17 protein-coding genes are annotated in these 17,500 nt (G+C 72.5%); 5 read left to right on the top strand and 12 right to left on the bottom strand.

Annotated elements, in window-relative coordinates:
* From PV350_RS34085 to mce, 6 genes are all read right to left on the bottom strand, one after another.
* The coding region (locus tag PV350_RS34085; RefSeq protein ID WP_500337472.1) for an ABC transporter ATP-binding protein at window positions 1-1,173 on the bottom strand (1,173 nt) is incomplete at its 3' end.
* 113 nt (window positions 1,174-1,286) lie between these two features.
* A complete protein-coding gene (locus PV350_RS34080) occupies window positions 1,287-2,063 on the bottom strand; it encodes an ABC transporter permease (RefSeq protein WP_499514053.1) in 777 nt (258 codons plus the stop codon).
* Between the two features lies 1 nt (window position 2,064).
* On the bottom strand, window positions 2,065-3,051 hold the full coding sequence (locus PV350_RS34075; protein ID WP_499514054.1) for an ABC transporter ATP-binding protein: 987 nt from the start codon (window positions 3,049-3,051) through the stop codon (window positions 2,065-2,067).
* Window positions 3,052-3,182: 131 nt separating this feature from the next.
* Window positions 3,183-4,115, bottom strand: a complete 933-nt coding sequence (locus PV350_RS34070) for a coiled-coil domain-containing protein (protein WP_018563504.1) — start codon at window positions 4,113-4,115, stop codon at window positions 3,183-3,185.
* A 103-nt stretch (window positions 4,116-4,218) separates the two neighbouring features.
* A complete protein-coding gene (gene scy, locus PV350_RS34065) occupies window positions 4,219-8,115 on the bottom strand; it encodes a polarized growth protein Scy (RefSeq protein ID WP_500337473.1) in 3,897 nt (1,298 codons plus the stop codon).
* 178 nt (window positions 8,116-8,293) lie between these two features.
* Window positions 8,294-8,722, bottom strand: coding sequence for a methylmalonyl-CoA epimerase (gene mce, locus PV350_RS34060; RefSeq protein ID WP_361800906.1), 429 nt, complete (start codon window positions 8,720-8,722; stop codon window positions 8,294-8,296).
* Window positions 8,723-8,894: 172 nt separating this feature from the next.
* On the opposite strand from mce, the gene PV350_RS34055 reads away from it, so the two are divergent.
* The gene (locus PV350_RS34055; protein WP_499516951.1) at window positions 8,895-10,070 is read left to right on the top strand and encodes an acetyl-CoA C-acetyltransferase; all 1,176 of its coding nucleotides are present in this window, start codon (window positions 8,895-8,897) and stop codon (window positions 10,068-10,070) included.
* A gap of 159 nt (window positions 10,071-10,229) precedes the next feature.
* On the top strand, window positions 10,230-11,186 hold the full coding sequence (gene meaB / locus PV350_RS34050) for a methylmalonyl Co-A mutase-associated GTPase MeaB (RefSeq protein WP_499514056.1): 957 nt from the start codon (window positions 10,230-10,232) through the stop codon (window positions 11,184-11,186).
* Between the two features lie 60 nt (window positions 11,187-11,246).
* Here the strand turns inward: meaB and PV350_RS34045 are convergent, their stop codons facing one another.
* The 5 genes from PV350_RS34045 to PV350_RS34025 all read right to left on the bottom strand — a co-directional run bounded on the left by PV350_RS34045 (window position 11,247) and on the right by PV350_RS34025 (window position 14,680).
* Window positions 11,247-11,723, bottom strand: a complete 477-nt coding sequence (locus PV350_RS34045) for a MarR family winged helix-turn-helix transcriptional regulator (protein WP_499514057.1) — start codon at window positions 11,721-11,723, stop codon at window positions 11,247-11,249.
* 64 nt (window positions 11,724-11,787) lie between these two features.
* Entirely contained in the window at window positions 11,788-12,564 is a 777-nt protein-coding gene (locus PV350_RS34040; protein WP_500337471.1) for an AIM24 family protein, read from the bottom strand.
* Entirely contained in the window at window positions 12,561-13,211 is a 651-nt protein-coding gene (locus PV350_RS34035; RefSeq protein WP_499514059.1) for an AIM24 family protein, read from the bottom strand. The genes PV350_RS34040 and PV350_RS34035 overlap by 4 nt, the downstream gene beginning before the upstream one ends.
* Window positions 13,211-13,849: an AIM24 family protein gene (locus tag PV350_RS34030; RefSeq protein ID WP_499514060.1), complete on the bottom strand. Its 639-nt coding sequence runs from the start codon at window positions 13,847-13,849 to the stop codon at window positions 13,211-13,213. Before PV350_RS34030 ends, PV350_RS34035 begins: the two co-directional genes overlap by 1 nt.
* A gap of 3 nt (window positions 13,850-13,852) precedes the next feature.
* Window positions 13,853-14,680 (bottom strand): DUF2127 domain-containing protein, encoded by an 828-nt coding sequence (locus tag PV350_RS34025; RefSeq protein ID WP_500337470.1) that lies wholly within the window; start codon window positions 14,678-14,680, stop codon window positions 13,853-13,855.
* A gap of 211 nt (window positions 14,681-14,891) precedes the next feature.
* Here PV350_RS34025 and PV350_RS34020 point away from each other — a divergent pair, with 211 nt between their 5' ends.
* Window positions 14,892-15,245 (top strand): DUF3817 domain-containing protein, encoded by a 354-nt coding sequence (locus tag PV350_RS34020; RefSeq protein WP_499514062.1) that lies wholly within the window; start codon window positions 14,892-14,894, stop codon window positions 15,243-15,245.
* On the top strand, window positions 15,242-15,535 hold the full coding sequence (locus PV350_RS34015; RefSeq protein WP_499514063.1) for an MTH1187 family thiamine-binding protein: 294 nt from the start codon (window positions 15,242-15,244) through the stop codon (window positions 15,533-15,535). Before PV350_RS34020 ends, PV350_RS34015 begins: the two co-directional genes overlap by 4 nt.
* Before the next feature lie 36 nt (window positions 15,536-15,571).
* Here the strand turns inward: PV350_RS34015 and PV350_RS34010 are convergent, their stop codons facing one another.
* Entirely contained in the window at window positions 15,572-16,546 is a 975-nt protein-coding gene (locus tag PV350_RS34010; protein ID WP_499514064.1) for an ArsR/SmtB family transcription factor, read from the bottom strand.
* Between the two features lie 78 nt (window positions 16,547-16,624).
* Between PV350_RS34010 and PV350_RS34005 the strand changes: the two genes are divergently transcribed.
* On the top strand, window positions 16,625-17,500 hold an 876-nt coding region (locus PV350_RS34005; protein ID WP_500337469.1), incomplete at its 3' end, for an MFS transporter.

The raw sequence follows: 17,500 nt of genomic DNA, 5'->3' as shown, positions 1-17,500 counted from the left end.
GGCGACGGGAGCCGCGGGAGCGGCGGGCACGGCCGGCGGTACGGGTGCGGCGGGCGGCACGGGCGGCTGCGCGTACGGGTTCACGGGCGCGGTCGGCGCCGCGTACGGCTGCACCGGGGGCTGCGGCTGCGGCTGCCCGTGGCCGTACCCGTACGGCGGCTGCTGCGGGACGGGCTGCGGGTACGGCGCCTGTGGCGGCATGCCCCAGCCGCCGGGGGCCGGCGCACCGCCGGGCTGCTGCAGGCCCTGCCGCGGGTCGGCGGTGGAGCGGTAGTCGACGGCGCTGTTGGTGAGGCGCATGTAGGCCTCCTCGAGCGAGGCCTGGTGGGGCGAGAGCTCCCACAGCCGCACCTCGGACTCGTGGGCGACGTCGCTGATCCGCGGCAGTTCGAGACCGGTCACGCGCAGCGCGCCGTCCTGTTCCTGCTGCACCTGCGCGCCCGCCTCGGTCAGCGCCTTCGTGAGCTTGTCGCGGTCCGCGGCCACGTCCGGGGTGCGGACCATGGCGAAGCCGGTGGAGTTGCGGGCGATGAAGTCCTTGACGCTCATGTCGGCCAGCAGCTGCCCGCGGCCGATCACGATCAGGTGGTCCGCGGTCAGCGCCATCTCGCTCATCAGGTGCGAGGAGACGAAGACCGTACGGCCCTCCGAGGCGAGCTTGCGCATCAGATGGCGCACCCAGTGGATGCCCTCCGGGTCCAGACCGTTGACCGGCTCGTCGAAGAGCAGCACCTCGGGGGCGCCCAGCAGCGCCGCTGCGATGCCGAGGCGCTGCCCCATGCCGAGCGAGAAGCCCTTGGAGCGCCTGCGCGCGACCTCCTGCAGGCCCACCACGCCCAGCACCTCGTCCACCCGGCGGGCCGGGATCCCGGACAACTGCGCCAGGCACAGCAGGTGCTGGCGCGCGCTGCGCCCGCCGTGCACGGCCTTGGCGTCCAGCAGCGCGCCCACCCGGCGCGGGGCGTTGGGCAGCTGCCGGAACGGCTGTCCGCCGACGGTCACGCGTCCGGCCGTGGGGGTGTCCAGGCCCAGGATCATCCGCATCGTGGTCGACTTCCCGGAGCCGTTGGGCCCCAGGAAGCCGGTCACCATGCCGGGCCGCACCTGGAAGGACAGGTTGTACACGGCCGTCTTGCTGCCGTAGGTCTTGGTGAGGCCGACTGCCTCGATCATGCTCCGCCCCTCGACGAACTGTCCGCGGGGCGGCGCTCGCCCCCATGAGGATTAGGAGGCTAGCGGGGTGGGATCGGTTCCCGCCCCGTGAGGCCGGAATTGCCCGGGAGCGGTCAGGCGTCCCGCTTCTTCAGCAACGCGTAGCCGCCGATCAGCGCGACGATCACCCACAGCGCCATGATGCCGAGTCCGCCCCACGCGCTGTACGGGGCGGGGTCGTCCGGGGCGATCGTGGCCCGCATGATCTTGCTGCCGGCCTGGTCCGGGAAGTACCGGGCCACCTCCTTGGCGCCCGGCACGGCCGAGAGGATCCCGGAGATCAGGAAGAAGAAGGGGATGAGGATGCCCAGTGAGACCAGCGGGCTGCGCAGCATCGTTGCGACGCCGACCGCGAAGAGCACCATCAGCGTCATGTAGAGGCCGGCGCCGAAGACCGCGCGCAGCACCCCCGGATCGCTGATCGAGGTGGCGAGGTCACCGCCGAGGATGGCCTGCCCGATGAAGAAGGAGACGAAGCTGACGATCACCCCGAGGACGAAGGTGATGCCGGCGGCGACGGCGACCTTGGAGAGGTAGAAGGTCGCACGCTGCGGCACCGCCGAGAGCGATGCCCTGATCATGCCCGTGCTGTACTCGCTGGAGATGATCAGCACGCCGAAGGTGATCAGCGCGAGCTGACCGAGGAAGAGACCGGACAGGCTCTGGGCGGTGGCGTCGAACTGGGCGCGGGCGCCCTCTTCGATGGTGTCCCACTGGGTACGGAAGAGCAGGCAGAACAGACCGCTGATGACGATGGTCAGCACGGCGGCGGACGCCAGCGTCCACACGGTCGACCGGACGGTCCTGACCTTGGTCCACTCCGACTGCAGAACAGCGGTGGTCGCTGCCATGTCAGGCTTCCTTTCCGGTGTTCGTGTTCCAGGCGGCGCCCCACTGGGGCGCGGGAGCCGCGGCCTCACCGGCCTCCGCCGCCGCCCCACCGGCGTGGTACTCCACCGACTCGGCGGTGAGTTGCATGAAGGCCTGCTCCAGGGAGGCCTGCTGGGGGCTGAGCTCGTGCAGCACCAGCTGGTGCCGGGCGGCGAGTTCACCGATCTTGGCGGACTCCGCGCCCTCGATCTCGAAGGCGCCCTCGTCGTCGACCACCGCGGTGATCGACGCGGCCGCCAGCGCGTCCCTGAGCTTCTCCGGCTCGGGGGTGCGGACGCGCACGTAGGAGCGGGAGTTCTCGGCGATGAAGTCCGCCATCGTCGTGTCCGCCATCAGCTTGCCGCGGCCGATCACGATCAGGTGCTCGGCGGTGAGCGCCATCTCGCTCATGAGGTGGCTGGAGACGAAGACCGTGCGGCCCTGCGCGGCCAGCCCCTTCATCAGGTTGCGGATCCAGTGGATGCCCTCCGGGTCCAGTCCGTTGACCGGCTCGTCGAACATCAGGATCTCGGGGTCGCCGAGCAGCGCCGCGGCGATGCCGAGACGCTGTCCCATGCCGAGGGAGAACCCCTTGGAACGCTTCTTGGCGACGGGCGCGAGACCGACGGTCTCCAGCACCTCGTCGACCCGGCGGGCCGGGATGCGGTTGGACTGGGCCAGGCACAGCAGGTGGTTGTACGCCGTGCGGCCGCCGTGGATGGCCTTGGCCTCGAGCAACGCCCCGATGTGCTTGAGCGGTTCGTGGAGTTCGCGGTAGTGCTTGCCGTCGATGCGGATGCTGCCGCTGGTCGGATTGTCCAGGTCCAGCATCATGCGCATCGTCGTCGACTTGCCCGCCCCGTTGGGGCCGAGGAAGCCGGTGACCACCCCCGGCCGCACCGTGAAGGTGAGGTCGTCCACCGCGGTCTTGTCGCCGTACCGCTTGGTCAGCCCCTGCAGCTCGATCATGCCGCATACACTATTTGGCCGCGGCGCGCGATGCACGCGGAATTCACGCCCCCGTTTGCGCTCCCGCACACGACCGAGCCCCCTGCCGAGGGGACAGGGGGCTCGATGTGCTCCGGAAGACCGGTGGGACGTCAGCGCTGGGCCGGGACGCCGCGCGAGACGGGCTCGTCGTCGGCGGGGGCGCCGGCCGCGGCGACCGCCGCACCGGTCAGCGTGGCCAGCATCTCGCGGACGTTGGTCAGCTGGGCGTTGATGCTGTCGCGGCGGTTGGTGAGCGCCGCCAGCTCGCGCTCGGATTCGCTGCGGATGCGGTCCGCCTTGGCGTTCGCGTCGGCCACGATGTCCTCGGCCTGACGCTGCGCGGTCTCCACCGTCTGGCGGGCGCGGCGCTCGGCGTCGGTGCGCAGCTTCTCGGCCTCCAGGCGGAGCTGCTCGGCGCGGTGCTCGATCTCGGCGAGGCGCTTCTCGGCCTTGGCCTGACGGGACGCCAGGTCACGCTCGGACTGCTCGCGGCGCTTGGCCAGGTTGGTCTCGAAGTCGGCCGCGGCCTGGGCCGCCTTGGCGCGGGTCTCCTCGAAGAGGGCGTCCGCCTCCTCGCGCTTGGCCTGCGCGTCCTTCTGCGCGTCGGCGCGCAGCTGGCCGGCCTCACCCTTGGCCTTCTCGACGATGCGCTCGCCCTCGTCCTCGGCCTTGGTCTTGCGCTCGGCGGCGTAGGACTCGGCGTCGTTGCGCACCTGGGTGGCGGCGGACTCGGCCAGCTCGCGGTGCTGCTCGGCGGCCCGGCGGGCCTCCTCGCGCAGGTCCTTCGCCTCCTCCTCGGCGAGGCGGAGGATCTTCTCGACCCGCGCGCCGAGACCGGCGTACGACGGCTCGGCGTCGTTGACCTGCGCCTGCGCGTTCTGGGTCTCGAGGTGGAGTTCCTCGATGCGCTTCTCCAGCGCATTGATCCGGGCCAGTGCACTGTCACGGTCGGCGACGAGCTTGGTGATGCGGTCGTCCACCTGCCCGCGGTCGTATCCGCGCCGCACGAGCTCGAAGCCGAAGGGGGAGGAAGTGTCGCTCATGGGGTTCCTGTCAATTCAGACCGGGTGGGGTGATAGGGGGAATCCTAGGGGCCCAAGCGGCGTGTCCTACAGTCACTGTCCAGTAACTGTGCACAATGACCGCTCAATCGAGTGGCGCATCGTCGGACCGCTTGCTCCCTGTCCGGGTCGTGCCGGCCGCTGCACCTGCAGTGACCGTGTTCTTACCGTTCTGCGTGGGGTTCTGACTGTTGCTCTTTCCCCCGTCGATCGGCTGCTGGAATGACTCCAGTGCCTCAAGGACATCCTGCACGCGGGTGATCTCCGCGTTGATGTCCTGGCGGCGCCGGCTCAGCACCTCGAGCTCCTTCTTGCCTTCGGTCACGATGCGCTCGGCCTCGACGCGGGCCTCGCTCCGCACCCGCTCCGCGTCGCGCTCCGTGTCGTTCTTCTTCTGCTCGGCCCCCTTGAGCAGCTCCTCGGCCTTCTTCACCGCGGCGATGCGGACCTTGCTGGCCTCCGCGCTCGCGGTGGACCGGGTCTCCTCGGCCCTGGCCTCGGCGTCCGTGACCAGCTCGCGGGCCTTGGCCTCGGCCTTCTCCAGCTGCTCGGTGGCGGCCTCGACCAGCTTGTCGACCCGCTCGCCCGCCGACTTCATCGTGGCGGCCGACTCGCTACGGGCCCGCTCGTGCAGTTCCTCGACCTCGGCCTCGACGCGCTGCCGCAGTTCCTCCGCGCGCTCGCGGATGGCGGTGGCGTCCCTGCGGGCCTCCTCCAGCAGCGTGTCGGCGTCCGTACGGGCCCGCTCCACCATGCCGTTGCTCTCGGAGGTGGCCTCGCCGACGATCCGGTCGGCCTCCTTGCGGGCGGCGCCGACCATCGTGTCGGCCTGCTCCTCCGCGGTGGTGCCGATCTTGAGCGCCTCGCCCTGCGCCTGGGAGATGAGCTCGTCCGCCTGCCCCGCGGCCTCGGCGCGGCGCTTGTTGGCGTCCTCGCGCGCCTCGTCCCGGATCCGGTCGGACTCCGCGCGGGCCGCATCGGCGTCGCGCTCGGCGGAGTCGAGGGCGTCCTTGGCGAGGATGCCCAGCCGCTCCGCCTCGGCGCGGGCCCTGGTGATCAGTTGGTCGGCCTGCTGGGCCGCCTCCGTGCGGCGCTTGTTGGCCTCGTCGCGCGCCTCGTCGAGGATGCGGCGGGCCTCCGCCTCGGCGGTGCCCAGCGACTCCTCGGCCGCACGGCGGCGCTCCTCGGCGTCGCGCTCGGCGGAGTCGAGGGCGTCCTTGGCCAGGATGCCCAGCCGCTCGGCGTCGCGCTGCGCCTTGCCCACGGTCTCCTCGGCCCGGGCGGCGGCGTCGGCGCGGAGCCGGTCGGCCTCCTCGATCGCCTCGGTGAGCAGCCGGTCGGCCTGTTCCGCGGCCTCCACCCGCTGCCGGTTGGACTCGTCGCGGGTCTCCACCCGCAGCCGGTCGGCCTCCTCGATCGCCTCGCCGACCGTGCGGTCGGCGAGCTGCCGGGCCTCCTCGGCCTCCTCCTGCGACTCGCGCCGCAGCCGCTGGGCGTCCTCGGTGGCGCGCTCGCGCTCGGCGTTGGCGTCCGCGTGCAGCCGGTCCGCGGCATCCTGGGCCTCGGACTGCAGGCGTTCCGCGGCGTGCTCGGCCGCCGAGCGCAGCCCGGCGATCTCCTCCTCGGCCTGCTCGTGCAGCCCGTTGACCGAGTCCCGCACCTGCTGGGCGGTCTGCTCGGCCGCGCCGACCAGCTCGGCGGCGTGCCGCTCGGCCTCGGCGACCAGCCGTTCCGCCTCGGCGCCGGCCTCCTCCACCCGCTTGCGGGCGGCCGCCAGCAGCTCCTCGCCCTCACGACCGGCCTGGGCGCGCTCCTGCTCCGCCTCGCCGCGGGCCGCGGCCAGCAGCTCCTCGGCCTCCCGGCGGCGGCGTGCGGCCTCCTCCTGGGCGGCGGACAGCGCCTCGGCCGCCTCGGCCCGCAACCGTCCCGCGGTCTCCTGCGCCTCCGAGCGGAGGCGGTCGGCGGTCTCCTGCGCCTCGGTGCGCAACTGCTCGGCCTCGGCGGCGGCGTCACCGCGCAGCCGGACGGCGAGCTGCTCGGCCTCGGCCCGGGTCTGCGACGCGTCGGCCGCGGCCTCGTCCCGCAGCCGCACCGTCTCCTGCTCGGCCTGCTCCTGCAGCGCCCTGACGCGCTCGGCGACCTCCGTGCGCAGCGTGGCCGCCTCCTCGGCGGTCTCGCGGCGCAGCCGTTCCGCCTCGGTGCGGGCCTCGCGCAGCGCCTCCTCGGCCGCGGTGATGCGGCGCTCGGCCTCCTCGCGCAGCCGGACCAGATCGGCCTCGGCGTCGTCGCGCAGCCGCTGGGCGGCGCGTTCGGCCTCCTCGCGCAGCACCTGGCCGGCGCCCTCGGCGTCCTCCCGTACCTGCTCGGCCTGCTGCTCGGCCTCGGTGCGCACCTGCTCGGCCTCGCCCCGGGCGCGCTCCAGCAGCTCGTCGGCCTGCCTGCGCAGCCCCGCGGCGCGCTCGATCGCCTCGGTACGGGCCTTCTCGGAGTCGACGGTCGCCTTCTGCCGGTGCTCCGCGGCCTCGGCCTTCGCCTTGGTCAGCAGCTCCTCGGCGGACCGGGCCGCCTCCTCGATCTGCTGCACGGCCTCGCGCCGCGCCTCGCCGCGGATGCGCTCGCCCTCGGCGACCGCCTCGGCGCGCAGCTGCTCGGCCTCGCCGCGCAGCCTGCGGGCCTCCTCCTGCAGCTCGACCGTCTTGGCGCGGTACTCCTTGGTGTCGTCCTTGGCGGTGCCGAGCAGCTCCTCGGCCGACTCCTCGGCCTGGCCGCGCAGCCGGTCCGCCTCGGTCTCCGCCTCGCGGCGGATGCGCTCGGCCTCCTCGCTCGCCGCGCGGGTGGTGGCACGGGCGTCCTCGGTGGCCTTGTTGAGGACCTCCTCGGCGGTGCGGGCCGCCTTGGCGAGGGCCGCCGCCGCGTCCTCGGCCGCCTCGGACTTGGCGGTCTCCTGGGCCTGGCTGTGCAGCCGTTCGGCCTCGGTCCTGGCGTCGGCGAGGATCTGCTCGGCCTCGGCCTTGGCGGCCTCCGCCTCCTTGGTGGCCTCGGCGACCAGCCGGGCCACCTCGGCCCTGGCCGTACGGGTGCGCTGCTCGTTGTCGGCGTCGACGGTGGCCAGCCGCTTGGCGGCGTTGGCCGCGGCCTCCTCGCGCAGCCGGTCGGACTCGCTCTGCGCCTCGCGCAGCTTCTCCTGGGCCTCGCGCAGCTTCTCCTCGGCGGAGCGGGAGAGCTCGCCGGCCTGGGTGCGGGCGTTGTCGGTGTCGCTCTGGGTGGAGGCGCGCAGCTGCTCGGCCTGGGTGGTGGCCTCCTGGGCCTGGCTGGCCGCGGCGTTCAGCAGCCGCTCGGCGTCCGCGCGGGCACGGCGCAGCAACTGGTCGGCCTCGGCGCGGGCGGTCGTGGACTCCGACTCCAGCCGGTCGCGGGCGCCCTCGGCGATGCGCTGGGCCTCGGCGCGGGCGGCGGCCAGCGCGGCCTCCGACTCCGCGCGGGTCTCCTCCATGAGCCGGCGCGCCTGCGACTCGGCGCGGGCACGCAGCTGCTCGGCCCAGGCCACGTTCTCGTTGACGTGGCTCTCGACGTTGGTGCGGCGATCGGCCAGTTCCTCGTCCAGCCGCCGGCGCCGGGCGACGGCCTCGGCGTGCCACTCGGCCTCCACCCGGGCCTGGTGCTCGGCCTGCTCCTGGAGCAGCCGCTGGGTGGCCGCGCGCGCCTCGCGCAGCTCCCGCTCGGCGTCGGCGCGCAGCTGGTCGGCCTGGATCTGGGCGTTGCGCAGCAACTGGTCGGCCTGGTGGCCGAGGTTGTCGTAGGCAGGGCGCGTCGCGAGGTTACGGCGCGCCTCGTGCAGCTTGGCGCGCAGCACCTCGACCTGGTAGCCGAGGTCGTCGGCATGCTGGACGACCTTGTCCCGCTCCTTACGAAGCCGCTCCATCTCGGCCTCGAACTGCGAGAGGTGGTCGTCCTCAACCTCGTAGCGGTCGTAGCCCCGCACTCCGCGGTCCCATCCGTCTCCTGGTGTACCCACCCGCCAACCGAGTGAGATTCCCCGGGGCCCCGTTTACCGCGGGGCCTTGCGGAGAATTGTGTCCGATCCCACGCCGAAGCGCGGGCAGGTACCCCAGCCCACCCCGGGGTCGCCAGGCCACTCTACCGGGGCGAGTCGTCTCCGGTCAGTGGTCCTTGGCCGAGGTGACGAGCTCGGTGAGCACACCATGGCAGTCCTTGGGGTGCAGGAAGGTGATCCGCGACCCCATGGAACCCGTGCGCGGGCTGTCGTAGAGCACCCGCACGCCCTTGTCGCGGACGGCCGCCGCGTCCCCGTCGACGTCCTCGGTCCCGAAGGCGATATGGTGCACCCCCTCTCCGTTCTTGGCCAGCCACTTGGCGACGGTGGAGTCCTCGCGGGTGGGCTCCAGCAGCTGGAGGTAGGAGGCCCCGCCGTCGGAGGTCTCGTTGATCTTGAGCATGGCCTCGCGCACGCCCTGTTCCTCGTTCACCTCGGTGTGGAACACCTCGAAGCCGTAGGTGGCACGGTAGAACTCGACGGTCTTGTCGAGGTCGAAGCAGGCGATGCCGATGTGGTCGATTCGCGTCAGCATGACTCCAGTGGACCGCCGGTCGGCATGGTCACGCAACGTGCGCGCGATCACACCGTCTGCCGGGTGACCGCCGGCTCCACCCCTCAGTACATTGACAGCACCCTCGAAAACCATCGTTAACCTTCCCTCCGTGCAAAGGGGCCGCGTCATGACCAGCCAGGCACGAACGTCCGTGATCGTCGCGGGTGCGCGCACTCCCATGGGCCGGCTGCTCGGCTCGCTGCGCACCTTCTCCGGCGCCGAACTCGGTGCCGTCGCCATCAAGGCCGCCCTGGACCGGGCCGGCATCGGCGGCGACCAGGTGCAGTACGTGATCATGGGCCAGGTGCTCCAGGCGGGTGCCGGGCAGATCCCGGCCCGTCAGGCCGCGGTCAAGGCCGGCATCCCGATGAGCGTGCCGGCGCTGACGATCAACAAGGTCTGCCTGTCCGGTCTGGACGCCATCGCCCTCGCCGACCAGTTGATCCGGGCGGGTGAGTTCGACGTCGTCGTGGCCGGCGGCCAGGAGTCGATGACCAACGCCCCGCACCTGCTGCCGAAGTCCCGCGAAGGCTTCAAGTACGGCGCCGTCCAGATGCTGGACGCCATGGCGTACGACGGTCTCACCGACGCCTTCGAGAACATCGCCATGGGCGAGTCCACCGAGAAGCACAACACGCGCCTGGGCATCGGCCGCGCCGAGCAGGACGAGATCGCCGCGCTCTCCCACCAGCGGGCGGCCGCCGCGCAGAAGAACGGCCTGTTCGAGGCCGAGATCACCCCGGTGGAGATCCCGCAGCGCAAGGGCGAGCCGGTGGTCTTCGCCAAGGACGAGGGCATCCGCGCGGAGACCACGGCCGAGTCGCTGGCCAAGCTGCGCCCCGCCTTCAGCAAGGAGGGCACGATCACCGCGGGCACCTCCTCGCAGATCTCCGACGGCGCCGCCGCGGTGGTCGTGATGAGCAAGGCCAAGGCCGAGGAGCTGGGCCTGGAGTGGATCGCCGAGATCGGCGCCCACGGCAACGTGGCCGGCCCGGACAACTCGCTGCAGTCGCAGCCGTCCAACGCCATCGCGCACGCCCTGAAGAAGGAGGGGCTGTCCGTCGGCGACCTGGACCTGATCGAGATCAACGAGGCCTTCGCGGCGGTGTCCGTGCAGTCAATGAAGGACCTGGGCGTGACACCTGAAAAGGTGAACGTCAACGGCGGCGCCATCGCCCTCGGTCACCCGATCGGCATGTCCGGCGCCCGTATCGTCCTGCACCTCGCCCTGGAGCTGAAGCGCCGCGGCGGCGGCGTGGGCGCGGCGGCCCTGTGCGGCGGCGGCGGCCAGGGCGACGCCCTGATCATCCGCGTTCCGGGCAAGTAACACGACCTGTGGGCGAGTGAGCCGAAGGGGCGCGGCGCCCGCCGAAAAGGAGAACACGCGGAGGTCCCGAGGAACGAGGGACCGAGCATGATCGACTGTCGGCGGGTGCTCCGAGCGCCCCGGAGGCGAACCGAGCCTTGAAACAAGAGGAGCACAGCGATGGACGTCCCCACCCTGGTGGAGCAGGCACGGCAGGGCCGCCCGCGGGCGGTCGCCCGGCTGATCTCACTGGTGGAGGGGGCGTCCCCGCAGCTGCGGGAGGTGATGGCCGCGCTCGCGCCGCTGACCGGTGGCGCGTACGTGGTCGGCCTGACCGGCTCGCCGGGCGTCGGCAAGTCCACGTCGACGTCCGCGCTGGTCTCGGCGTACCGGCGGGCCGGGAAGCGGGTCGGGGTGCTGGCCGTGGACCCCTCCTCGCCGTTCAGCGGGGGAGCCCTGCTCGGTGACCGGGTCCGGATGAGCGACCACGCCTCCGACCCCGGCGTCTACATCCGCTCCATGGCCACCCGCGGCCACCTGGGCGGTCTGGCCTGGGCCGCGCCGCAGGCGATCCGCGTGCTCGACGCGGCCGGCTGCGACGTGATCCTGGTGGAGACCGTCGGCGTCGGCCAGTCCGAGGTGGAGATCGCCGCCCAGGCCGACACCTGCGTGGTGCTGCTCGCGCCGGGTATGGGCGACGGCATCCAGGCGGCGAAGGCCGGCATCCTCGAGATCGGCGACGTGTACGTCGTCAACAAGGCCGACCGGGACGGTGCCGAGGCGACCGCCCGCGAGCTCAACCACATGCTGGGCCTGGGCGAGGCTCGCGGGCCGGGCGACTGGCGCCCCCCGATCGTCAAGACGGTCGCCGCCCGCGGCGAGGGCATCGACGAGGTGGTCGAGGCCCTGGAGAAGCACCGCGCCTGGATGGAGGAGCACGGCGTGCTGGCGGAGCGCCGGCTGCGCCGCGCGGCCCTGGAGGTCGAGCACATCGCCGTCACCACGCTGCGCGAGCGCATCGGCGACCTCCACGGCGACCGCCGCCTCGGCGCGCTCGCCGAGCGCATCGTCGCCGGCGAGCTGGACCCGTACGCCGCCGCCGACGAACTGGTCGCCGGCCTCACCGAGCAGGCCTGAGGCCCGCGTCCTGGGGCGCGGGCCTCAGGGCGCGGGCGAACGGGCCGGCCGCCGGGTGGGTCAGGCCTTGCCGCGCACCGCGCGCAGGTGGTCCGCGACGGGGTGGAGGGCCTTGCGCAGTGCTGCCAGGTCCTCGGCCGGGAGCAGGTCGATGAAGTGCTCCCGGACGGCGACGACGTGGTGCGGGGCGACCTTGCGCATGGTCTCCCAGCCGTCCTCGGTGAGGACGGCGAACAGCCCGCGCCGGTCGGACTCGCAGTTCTCGCGGCGGACCAGGCCCGCGGTCTCCATCCGGCTGATCTGGTGGGACAGCCGGCTCTTGGACTGCAGGGTGGCGCGGGCCAGGTCGCTCATCCGCATGCGGTGCTCGGGCGACTCCGAGAGGTTTACCAGGATCTCGTAGTCGTTGTACGTCAGACCGTACGGCTGCAGGTCCCGTTCGAGCTGGTGGGTCAGCAACTTGCTGACCTCCAGGTGGATGCGCCAGGTGCGCTGCTCGTCGGCGGTCAGCCAAAGGGTGCCGGTCTCTGTCTCCATGATGGAATTATACCCAGAAAGTTGAAATCCGGATTATTTGGGGTCCCGATACGTGTCGGTAGGTTCACAGACCGAAGCGGCGCTGCAGGTCCCCGAGCTGTCCCGGGAGCCTCGGCACGCCCTGCGGCATGCCCGGGGCGCCCGCTCCGCCGCCCGGGACGCCGGCCTCGTGCGGGACCGCGCCCGTGGCCTGCTCGGGCATGAGGACCTCGCTCGACTGGAGCAGTACCTGCCCCGCGCCGACGAACTCGAACTGGTGCTCCTCGCCCGAGGTGCCGCCGACCCCGGTCAGCGCCCGCAGGCCGCCCAGTACGCCGCGCATGTACCCGTGGTCGTAATGGTGGCAGGGGGAGGGGCAGTCCGCCCATCCCACCAGGGCCTGGGGGTCCACGCGGACCGGGGGTTCGACGAAGTGCACGGCGCCGTTGGAGGCCGCCACGAACCTCCCCGTGCCGATCAGGGTGAGGAAGCCCGGGATGATCGACTGCTTGAGCGACAGGCCCGGCTGGAAGGCCAGCAGGTTGCCCGACCGGATGGTCAGGTTGCCGTCCTCCAGGTCGAAGGAGTTCACGTCGAACGCCCGGTCGGCGAGGATCATCTTGCCCTGGCCCTCGGCGACCACCCAGTCCGCGGCGTGCAGCGGGGAGTGGAAGTTGCTGCGGATCAGCCCGTCGAGGGCGCCGTGGCCGATGCCGTGGAAGCTGATCTGCCCGTAGTAGGCGATCATTTTCCCCTTCTGCAGGAACCACTGGCCTTTCAGGTCGACGCTGAAGGCGTAGGGGTTGACGTTGTCGTCGACCGGCAGGGTGTACGGGTCGTGGACGACGGGTCCGGTGCTCACAGCTTCTCCTCACTCGCCTGCACGTAGACCGTGCCCTGACCCGACAGCTCCAGCTGGAACGCCTCACCCGAACCGCGGCCCACCATGTCGCGCCAGCCGAGTGCGGTGGACAGCTTGTTGCGGACGTCCCCGCGGTGGGCGACGTACGCCTGCGGGTCGACGTGCACCGGGCGCTGGGGGGTGATCGGCAGCTCGATGACGCCGCCGTGGGCCATCACCGCGACCGCGCCGTGCCCCTGCAGGGTCGTGGTGAACAGGCCCTGGCCGGTGACCTGGCCGCGGATGACGCCCATGACGCCGCCCTGGGACCCCATGAACATCGTGCCCTGCCGCAGCGAGCCGTCGAAGGCCAGCAGCCGGTCCGCCTCGACGTACAGGGTGTCGCCGGTCAGGTCGACGCAGTGCACGTGGTGGCCGCCGTGGCCGAACATCACCGAGCCGTGGCCCTCGACGGTCATCAGCGGGGTCGCCTCGTTGGCGAGCCGGCGGCCGATCATCGAGCCGATGCCGCCCTGGCCGCCCTGCACGTTGGGGGTGAAGCTCACGTTCCCCCGGTAGGCCAGCATCGCGCCGCGCTGGCTGAACAGCCGCTGGCCCGGCAGCACCTGGGCCTCGACCATCTTGGAGTTGACGCGGGTGAACGGCATCAGACCTGCCCCCCGATGGTGTTGCGCTCGCTGGGCTGGACGTACACCAGGCCGTCGCCCTCGAAGCGGATCTGGAAGGACTCGCCGCCCGACTCGCCGATCACCGACCGCCAGCTGATGCCGGCCTGGAAGTGCTGCTGGAGGTTGCCGGTGTGCGCCACGTACGCGCCCGGGTCCACCTGCAGCGGCAGGCCGGGGGCGACGCGCAGCACCACGGCCGGGCCGTCGGAGGTGATCGCCGCCTGGCCGACGCCCTCCACCGTGGTGGTGAACAGGCCGTTGCCCTGCGAGGCACCGCGCAGGCCGGTGAAGGTGGTGCCGGTGCGCAGCGTCGCCTCGGTGGCGAGCAGGTTACTGGCCTCGACGTACAGCTTCTCCCCGTTCAGGCGGACGAGGTTGATCTCGCTCGCGCGGTCGGCGAAGTAGCAGGTGCCCTGCCCGCGCACCTCCATGACCTCCATCGACTCCCCGGTCAGCCGCCGGGTGACCATGCCGCGCAGGCCCTCACCGCCCCCGGACATCTTCTTGAAGCTCATCTGGCCGTCGTACGCGACCATCGAGCCGTTCTTCGCCTTGACGGCGTCGCCGGCCATGTCCACGGCGAGCACCTTGCTGCCCTGCAATCGAAACTGAGCCACGGGTCAGACCGTATCCGTCCGGGAGGAACCCGTCACCAGGGTCCTCGTCACATGGGGTGCAGTGGTTCCGTGCGGCGCTCCCGCCGCCTCCTCGACCTCCAGCAGCGAGGCGCCGCGGCGCTCGGCCTCGAAGGCCGCGTGACCGCCGCGCAGCCCGAACAGCCGCTTGGAGAGCAGGATGTAGAGGACGGCGAGGACGTTGAGGACCAGCGTGCCGATCTTGAGGTAGCTCACCTTCTCGGTGAGCTCCCAGACCTCCAGCGGCAGGAAGGCCGCGGTCGCCACCACCGTCAGGTACTCCGCCCACCGCTTGGCCGCCCACAGGCCGACGGCCTCGACGATCTCGATCACCGCGTACGCGAGCAGCGCGCCCGCCACGATCAGCAGCGTCGAGTGCCGGTACTCGAAGGTGCGGCGGATGGTGTCCACGACGGGGGAGTGGTCGAGGTCGTAGTGGAAGTGCCGGAAGACCGGGCGGAAGACGGTGAGGTTCTCCTCGAAGAACCGGCGCACCGAGTCCTGCGAGTTGCTGAACCGCCACACCGCCCAGGCCGCGACGACGATGAACACCCCCCGCAACAGCCGCTCGACCGCCAGGAAGCGCAGGATGAACAGGTCGCGCAGCGCCCGGCCGCGCGGCACCTCGGGCGCCCGGTCGGCCGGACCCGAGCCGTGCGGCGCACCCAGGGCGAAGTCGCCGCAGCGCAGGCAGCGCCACACCTCTCCCAGCGCGGTGTCGGCGCGCAGCCGCTCCCGCAGGTGCGCCTCGTCGGGCGCGTACGTGATGTGCCCGCGCCGGGCGCAGTGCCGGCGGTCCCAGTCCAGCTTCATCCCGCTTCTTCCTCGAGAGGGCGGTTCGTCTTCCGTCGTGGAGGGGGACGCGTCCCGCGCGCCGATGGTTCACCTGTTCCCCCGGGGGCCCCGGGGGCGGGGCGGCCGGAGGGCCGGGTGATAATGGGCGGAACACTTGTGATCGCGTTCACAAACACTCCGATCGCAGTGCCCGTGCCCGCCGCAGTCCCTGTCCCGATAGTGAGGTCCCGTGGACATCAAGGCCGCCTCCGCCCTGAACCGGCTCCGCCTGGTCTCCGCCCCAGAGGCGGTCTCCTTCCTGCTCCTGCTGGTCTGCTCGGTGCTCAAGCGCACCACGGACTTCGACGCGGTTCGGCCGATGGGGTACATCCACGGCGTCCTCTTCATCCTCTACGTCCTGTTCTGGCTGGACGCCTGGAACCGCGCCAAGTGGCCGCTCGGCCGCGCCGCGCTGTACTTCGTGCTCTCCGTCCTCCCCACCGGCGGCTTCTTCGCCGAGCGCAGGCTCCGCCGCGAGGCCGAGGCCGGCGTCATCGCCGCCCGCGCGCGCAAGGAGCTCAAGGAAGGCGTGGTCGAGGCATGATCGTCGCCTTCTCCGTCACCCCGCTCGGCGTCGGCGAGGACGTCGGCGCGTACGTGGCCGACGCGGTCCGGGTGGTCCGCGAGTCGGGGCTGCCCCACCGCACCGACGCGATGTTCACCTCCGTCGAGGGTGAGTGGGACGAGGTCATGGACGTCGTCAAGCGCGCCGTGGCAGCCGTCGAGGCCCGGGCACCGCGCGTCTCGGTGGTCCTCAAGGCCGACATCCGGCCCGGCGTCACCGACGGGCTGACCTCCAAGGTGGAGACCGTCGAGCGGTACCTCGCGCAGTAGCCGCTCCGCACCCCGCGGCGTTCCGCGTCCCGGCGGTCACTCGCCGGCCAGCGCGCCGCCCAGCGGGGTGCGCTCGTACAGCACCTGGTGGCCGTAGCGGCGCGAGGTGAGCAACCCTGCGTCCCGCAGGACCGACAGGTGCGCCGACACCGACGACACGGCGAGGCCGTGCCGGTGGGCGAGCGCGGTCGTGGTCGCCGGCTCGCCCAGACCGCCGAGGATGGCCGCCCGGTTGGCGCCGAGCAGCCGCACCAGGGCCTCGGAGGCGGCCTGCGGGGTCTGCCACAGGCCGCCGATGCCGCGTGCCGGGTAGACGACGGTGCCCTGCCAGGGCGGGTCGAAGCCCGCCGCGAGGTCCGGCCACACGAAGACGCTGGGCGCAAGGACCAGGCCGTCGCCGCCCAGGTCCCGGTCGTGCTCCGTCGGCTTGTGCAGCGTGAGGGTGCCGTCCGCCCAGCTCAGCGAGGGGTGGAGGTCGGCGAAGAGGCCCGTCAGCCCGCCGTCCGCCAGCCGGCGCGCGCGGAAGGCGATGTCGGCCTCCAGCACGGCACGCAACCGGGGCCAGTACGGCGCCACCAGCGTCTCCCAGGCCCGCTCGTACAGATCCGCCAGTTCCCGCACCGCGCGCGCCGGGTCGGCCAGCATCGCCCGGCCGCGCGGGCTGCCGGCGGCGCCCGGGGTGTCCGCCAGCGAACGGGCCATGTCCTGCCGGGCGACCTCCGGATCGGTGGCCCGCACCCGGGCGAGCTCGTCCTCGATGGCCGCCGACGGGCCCAGCGGGGGCGGGCAGAGGAAGTCCGGGCTGTGGCCGGGGCGGGGCATCAGCAGCCACAACGGTGTGAGGTCGAGTGCCCGGGCCGCCTCACGGGTCTGCCGCAGCCACGGCACGTGGTACGTCTGCAGCCCGGGCTCCTTCAGGGTGCGGACGGCCCCCTCGGTCTCCCACAGCGGGGAGACCGCGAACCGGCAGCGCAGCAGGTCGTCCGGTCCGAAGCGCATACGGAACGGCACGGCGGACCCCTGCTCCTCGACTTTCGGCTGGAGCCGAAACACTACGGCGTGCCCCGTCCGGGCCGCCAGGCTGCGCCCATGACGCTGAACACCGACACCACCGCGGCGGGCCCGGCCGCCGGGCGCGGCTACCGCGCGGTCTTCGCCGTACGGGAGTTCCGGGCGGTCTTCGCGGCACACGTACTGTCGCTCCAGGGCACCGTGGTCGCCGAGATCGCGCTGTCCGTGCTGGTGTTCCGGCTCACCGGGTCGCCGCTGCTGACCGCGCTCACCTTCGCACTCGGCTTCGTGCCGTACGCGCTCAGCGGCACCCTGCTCGCCGGGATCTCCGACCGCTTCCCGCCGCGCCGGGTGCTCGTCGTGTGCGACCTGCTGTGCGCGGCGTGCGCGGCCGGGATGGTGCTGCCCGGGACACCGATCGCGGTCCTGCTCGGCCTGCGGTGCGTGATGGCGATGATCGCCCCGGTGTTCACCGGCACCCGGGCCGCGAGCCTGGCCGACATCCTGCCCGGCGACACCTTCGTGCTGGGCCGGTCCCTGATCCGCATGGTCGCCCAGGGCGCGCAGATCGTGGGCTTCGGCGTCGGCGGGTTCCTGCTGGTCCTCCTGCCGCCCCGGGCCGCGCTGGCGATCACCGTGGCGGCCTTCCTGGGCTCCGCCCTGCTGCTGCGCCTCGGCACCGCGCGGCGCCCCGCACGCGGCGGCGGCGCGGCGCGCTCCGCCGGCGGCAGCGGCCGTCTGCTGCGGGACCCCCGGGTGCGGTCCCTGCTGCTGCTCTGCTGGATCCAGCCGTTCTTCGTGGTGTTCCCGGAGGCGCTCGCGGCCCCGTACACCGACTCCATCGGCGCCGGCACCCCGGGCCTCGGCCTCTTCATGGCCGCGATGCCCGTCGGCACCGTCCTCGGCGAACTCCTCGCGGGCGCCTTCCTGCCCCCGGCCGCCCGCGCCCGCCTC

Origin of the sequence: Streptomyces sp. PA03-6a, from assembly GCF_033792765.1 — a bacterium.
GTDB lineage: Bacteria > Actinomycetota > Actinomycetes > Streptomycetales > Streptomycetaceae > Actinacidiphila.
The sequence above is the reverse complement of the archived record's forward strand: the minus strand, read 5'-3'. Positions and strand labels throughout refer to the sequence as shown.